This is a genomic window from Acidobacteriota bacterium (genome assembly GCA_040752675.1).
Taxonomy (GTDB): domain Bacteria; phylum Acidobacteriota; class Polarisedimenticolia; order JBFMGF01; family JBFMGF01; genus JBFMGF01.
Map to the genome: position 1 here is coordinate 1 of JBFMGF010000115.1, position 5,030 is coordinate 5,030.

The following is a 5,030-nucleotide window of genomic DNA, read 5'->3' on the forward strand; positions in this document are numbered from 1 at the left end:
AGTATCTTATAGTTAAGGAAAAGATTCGGCGTTCCAAGCAGGGGAAGGACATATATAAAGGATATCAAGGTTAATGTTAACCCTCTAACCCTCTAACCCTCCGATCTGCACTCGCTTGTCGAGAAGAATCTCTTCAGGGAAGACCTCTACTACAGAATCAATGTTCTCGATCTTCACATACCCCCTCTCAGGGAAAGGAAAGAAGACATCCTGCTTCTCTCCTCATACTTTTTTAAAATTTCAAGGGAAAAACACAACAGACCCGATCTGAAACTCTCCGACGATTCAAGAAGGGTTCTGGAACTCTACCACTGGCCCGGGAATGTGAGAGAGCTCAAGAATGTCATTGATAATGCCGCCATTCTCTGCGAGGGGAGCAGGATCAAGCCCGAAGACCTGCACCTCGATTTTAGTGTGAGTGAAAAAAATACGTTAAGGCATTTGGCTGAAAATAAGCTTTCTCTCGAAGAGATAGAGAAGCTCTACATTCAAGAGATCCTGAACCTGACGAATGGTAACAGGAGTAAAGCAGCAAAGATCCTCGGCATCAACCGCAAGACCCTCCTCGAAAAGCGCAAAAAATACAACCTCATCGAATGAGATCCAACATTAAGCGCTGCACTTCTTATAACTATAATTGTTTTCTTTTCTCATGAGCATTGATAATGATCACTTTTGAAAGGATGATAGTATTCCTTAGAAACTCTTTCGAAGCATAAAAGAAAGACTTTGAACAAGGCCCTTGTACTTTCCGGGTGCAGCGTTAGGACTTCCCGAGGAGTCCAGGACCGGAACCGTTCGCTCTCCGAAGCGCATGTCATAGGCAATATCGATGGACCATGAACTTCTGCCTGAAGAATAGCTCGTGGATGCAGGAGCTGAAGACGAATTGCCCGATCGGGAAGAATCGAATGGGGAATAACCTGAAAAGGAATAGCTGGCACCGAAAGTGATCTCATGCGCATTGAGGTCTCCCATGATGCGGTTCGTTGTCGAATCGGGTATTGCGCTCTCATCATAAGCGTATCCAGCAGCGCCTGTCCACCGATCATTGAACCTGTATCGCGACCCGAGGTGGAAAGTGTAATTATCCTCATATCGGGCGGGGATCTGAAAGGCACTACCGGTCAGCCTGGCAAATGTCACCTCGTAGTTCTCTATGGAGCTGTTCTCCTCCCAGTCCACGCTGAAAGCCAGAAGGAGATTTTCGGTCGCATCAAACGCGAAGCCGAGCCTCGCCTGAGCGGGGAAAATCACTCTGAGCTCAGCATCATCCACTGCGAGTCGGTTGCCGGAAAGATCATCGAGGATGAAATCACCGGAGAGGTCACTTTCGATCTTGCTTTTGTAGAGCATTCCGAAGCGCCACTTCCTGTGAGGATTGAGGAGTACTCCCGTTGCCCATCCGTATCCCCATCCGGCTGTCTCAATGTTTGCCACATTCCCGCCGAACGGCCCATACTCGGGCAAAGGAGGGATGAACTGCCCGTTAAGCTCGCTTTTCGTATAGCTCGCCCTCAAGCTGATTCCGATTGAGAACATTTCATGCACCCTGAAAGCAAGGGCCGGGGAAAGCTCCATGCTGTAGATCAGACCATCGAGGGGATTGCCAACCGCCTGGCTCGGTCCTTCAAACTTGCCGCCATTCGCATAGGGGAGATAGAGCCCTATTCCGAGAACCACTGGTTCGAGTCTATCCGTTGAGAAACCAAATGTAGGCGCAGGAAGAAAATCTCTCTTCGCTTTCTCATCGCGGGTAGCTACTCCTGATTGATCTTCAATTGTATAGGGATGATATGTGAGGCTTGGTATGGTCGAATCAAAGCCAAAGGTGAGATGCATACCTTCCAATTGCGTTAAACCAGCTGGATTCCAATAAATCGCCAGAGGATCATCCGCTACAGCAACAAAGGCACCTCCCATTGCGATTGCCCTTGCATCGACAGGACTTGGCTTTGACAGCGCACTTGCCCAGACCGAATTAGTTATAAAAAACAGTGCAAGAAAAGGAATGCACAAAGCAAATACTTTTGTTTGTTTTCTCATTTTTTGCATCTCTTTAAAAAGATTAGCAGACTGCTTGCGTTGATCAGAAAGAGTGATAAACAACGTTGTGCAGTTGCATATTTTAACATTTTTCACTAAGCGGCACCCTGTCTGGAAAGGCTTTCAGATTGCCGCACGAGCCTCGCCTCAAGTCTCGCATATCTATTCTTGAAGAATTGCAGCGCTGTCTGAAAGGTGTTTCGATGAGCTACGAGGATCCACAGTTTTCCAAAATCGTGAAAAGGAATGGAAGCATAATCCTCGAAATCATTCTCGTCGCATATAAAAGAAACGGTTGATTTTTCTTCATCAGCCATAGAACGAAGAACATGATGAACCAGTTGGAGCTTTGCATTTGTATCATTTCCCTCGTTTTCCGACACACTAAAAATCCTGAACGTGTTGTCCATGATTCCACTAATGTTAAGTCCTGAAGGCCAGTCAGTGACGATAGCAAAATTGGTCATCTCGTTTTGTTCTCCCCTCGCAACAAAAACTCTGCGATTGACATTCATGCCTTTCATTCTCCAGCTTTCCGAAAAACCCATCATGGTAAGATCACCGAAAGAGAAAGCTTCATACTCAAGTTTGTTTGTCCTGGCAGCCAGATATCTTGAGATTATCTCCATTTCATGGGGATCTGCCTCACCGCATATTGAAAGCTGTCTACTATTATCCGGAATGCCCCTGTCTGGATCGAACCGCTCTCTGATGTAAGTCGCTTGCTTTTTGAGATCGAAAACAAGCCACCTGCATGGAATCATATGGTAATCATTCTCATTATTATGACTTTTGCAGGAGTCAAAATATATCTTCCTGACAGGATCATCATGAAGGAAAATTGTCACAAAATACTCCGTCACGTGGTCCAGGCATAAGAACTGAAAAGTACTCTGTATTATCTTCTTGGACGGCAGCTCTTTCTTATAGAGTGAAATCGTCTGATCAACCGCCAGTTGGTGGAGAAGCCAGGTCTTCGGGCTGATCCGAAACATCGAATGGCTCCCGATGACCTGCCTTTCTTTAATCAATATAGTCGTCCTTGCCAGATCTGGAGAAAGCTCTTCCAAATATTCATAGGCCTTCTTTGAAATTTTCAATCAGGAAGCCAAGTCAACCTGTGGAAAGTGGTCAAAATAGTGAGAACGGTAAAGCAAATCAACCAGAGAATGAAAATGATCCATCTGGAAAAGCACAATGTCTGGATTCATGTTCTGAAATAGAAGCTCTCTTGAAATCATTTCCTCTGTTCTCATCATGGCCTTAACTCCTTCATAGAAGTTTATCTTTTATCCTTCAATAAGTAGTCATTTTATCCGAGCAGAAGTTACAAAAAGAGTAAGTCAATCCACTGCAAAGGTTGAAGAATTCGAGCATCCGGCTGCCTCTCATTTCACAAATTTGAATAGGAAAGAATGAATGATTTTGTTAGACTTTAGGATGCAATTATATGAAGAGGATTATTCCATGCAAGAAAATATGCATTCTATTTCACAGCATAGAGATGGCAAAAAAATAGCCTTCGTTACAGGAGCAACGAGCGGTATCGGCGCTTCCTTTGCCAGAAGATTTGCGAGGGAAGGTTATAACCTCATCATCACGGGGAGGATCAAAAACAAAATCGAAGCCTTCGCTGAGGAACTGAGAAAAAACTACTCTGTGGCAGTGGATGTGATCATTGCAGAATTGTCAAATGATGAGGATGTAAAAAAGCTCATTGATACGATTCAGAGTAATCAATATATCGAGATACTTATTAACAATGCTGGATTCGGCACCGGAAAACTTATCTTTGAGGATGAAATTGACAACCATGTAAATATGGTAAAGACTAACGTCATCGCCCCAATGCTACTGACTAATGCAGTGCTTCCTCAAATGTTCCACTCTGAAAAAGGCACGATTATTAATGTTTCTTCTCTTGCGGGCTTTTTTCCTGCCCCTGTTGATGCAACCTATAGCGCAATGAAAGCATTTCTCACAAACTTCAGTGAATCCTTGTTTATTCAATTGAGAGGAAGGGAGGGAGGAAGGAAGGAAGGAAGGAAGGGGCATCAAAATTCAGTGCTTGTGCCCCGGTTTTACCTATACTAATCTTCATGCTCGCTCGGGTATGAAGACCGAAGATTTAAAGAGCAAAGGCATCATAAGGTGGATGACTGCTGATGCAGTTGTTGATTACTCATTGAAATGCCTGTCCAAGAACAAGCCTATCTGTATCCCGGGATTCTGGAATAAAGTTCTTTACATGCTGGTCCGGACCATGCCCAGAAAAATTCTCTATCTCTTCCTGAATAAATCGAAGATTTAGATACTCGATCCTGGTAGAGATGAAAAATAAATTGAAGCGGGAAGTACACTCATGCAGGAGCCCTGATAAATGAGAACATTGCCAAAAGAGAGCTTTTTCTATTTCCGGCCATCACAAGTGCTCGGTGTGTTAATCTGACTCAGCAATATTCTTCATCTGTTCTTTCAATATCGGCAGTTCCTTTTTAATGATTTCCCATATTATCGAAAGACTTAAGCCAAAATAATCATGAGCAATTCTATTTCGAAGCCCGACGATAGCTTTCCAATCTACATATGAGAATTTATCTTTTACACTGCCAGGGATGAATTTTGACGCCTCGCCGATTATTTCTAAGTTTCTCACTATGGCATCTATTGTCTTTCGATCTTTCTTAAAATCTTCGAATTCCATATTCCTTGCATATTCCTCAATCAACGATAGCGACTCTAATATATCTTCCACAAATAATTTCCAGTCTCTGTTAGACACGAATCAACTCCTGCATGATGTACTTTTCTCTGTTAGGCTTAATAGCATCAGGAGTTATCAAATCAACTTCCCGTCCCAAGATTTCCTCTAAATAATCTGCCAGGTGAATGAAGAGAAACCCAACAGGCTCGCTGAATTCGACCAGCACATCTACATCGCTATCCTTAGGCTGTTCCCCTCTGGCATAAGAGCCAAATATGGC

7 protein-coding genes are annotated in these 5,030 nt (G+C 43.8%); 3 read left to right on the forward strand and 4 right to left on the reverse strand.

From position 1 onward, the window contains the following. The first annotated feature begins 324 nt into the window (after nucleotides 1-324). Entirely contained in the window at nucleotides 325-600 is a 276-nt protein-coding gene (locus tag AB1756_10310; protein ID MEW5807720.1) for a helix-turn-helix domain-containing protein, read from the forward strand. Between the two features lie 96 nt (nucleotides 601-696). On the opposite strand, the gene AB1756_10315 is transcribed toward AB1756_10310, so the two are convergent. Together AB1756_10315 and AB1756_10320 are read right to left on the reverse strand one after the other, a co-directional pair. Next, the gene (locus AB1756_10315) at nucleotides 697-2,055 is read right to left on the reverse strand and encodes an outer membrane protein transport protein (protein ID MEW5807721.1); all 1,359 of its coding nucleotides are present in this window, start codon (nucleotides 2,053-2,055) and stop codon (nucleotides 697-699) included. Nucleotides 2,056-2,141: 86 nt separating this feature from the next. Then, nucleotides 2,142-3,116 carry a hypothetical protein gene (locus tag AB1756_10320; protein ID MEW5807722.1) on the reverse strand — a complete coding sequence of 325 codons (975 nt, stop codon included), beginning with the start codon at nucleotides 3,114-3,116 and terminating at the stop codon, nucleotides 2,142-2,144. A 349-nt stretch (nucleotides 3,117-3,465) separates the two neighbouring features. On the opposite strand from AB1756_10320, the gene AB1756_10325 reads away from it, so the two are divergent. Together AB1756_10325 and AB1756_10330 are read left to right on the forward strand one after the other, a co-directional pair. Further along, the gene (locus AB1756_10325; protein MEW5807723.1) at nucleotides 3,466-4,140 is read left to right on the forward strand and encodes an SDR family NAD(P)-dependent oxidoreductase; all 675 of its coding nucleotides are present in this window, start codon (nucleotides 3,466-3,468) and stop codon (nucleotides 4,138-4,140) included. Nucleotides 4,141-4,201: 61 nt separating this feature from the next. Beyond that, the gene (locus tag AB1756_10330; GenBank protein ID MEW5807724.1) at nucleotides 4,202-4,357 is read left to right on the forward strand and encodes a hypothetical protein; all 156 of its coding nucleotides are present in this window, start codon (nucleotides 4,202-4,204) and stop codon (nucleotides 4,355-4,357) included. 129 nt (nucleotides 4,358-4,486) lie between these two features. Here the strand turns inward: AB1756_10330 and AB1756_10335 are convergent, their stop codons facing one another. Beyond that, on the reverse strand, nucleotides 4,487-4,828 hold the full coding sequence (locus AB1756_10335) for a DUF86 domain-containing protein (protein MEW5807725.1): 342 nt from the start codon (nucleotides 4,826-4,828) through the stop codon (nucleotides 4,487-4,489). Then, a partial coding sequence (locus AB1756_10340) for a nucleotidyltransferase family protein (GenBank protein ID MEW5807726.1) occupies nucleotides 4,821-5,030 on the reverse strand: 210 nt, incomplete at its 5' end. The genes AB1756_10340 and AB1756_10335, both read right to left, overlap by 8 nt.

What these genes read in the sequence shown, in the direction of transcription:
- AB1756_10330 (MEW5807724.1), top strand. Translation starts at nt 4,202, where the DNA reads ATGACTGCTGATGCAGTTGTTGATTACTCATTGAAATGCCTGTCCAAG.
- AB1756_10325 (MEW5807723.1), top strand. Translation starts at nt 3,466, where the DNA reads ATGATTTTGTTAGACTTTAGGATGCAATTATATGAAGAGGATTATTCC.
- AB1756_10315 (MEW5807721.1), bottom strand. Translation starts at nt 2,055, where the DNA reads ATGCAAAAAATGAGAAAACAAACAAAAGTATTTGCTTTGTGCATTCCT.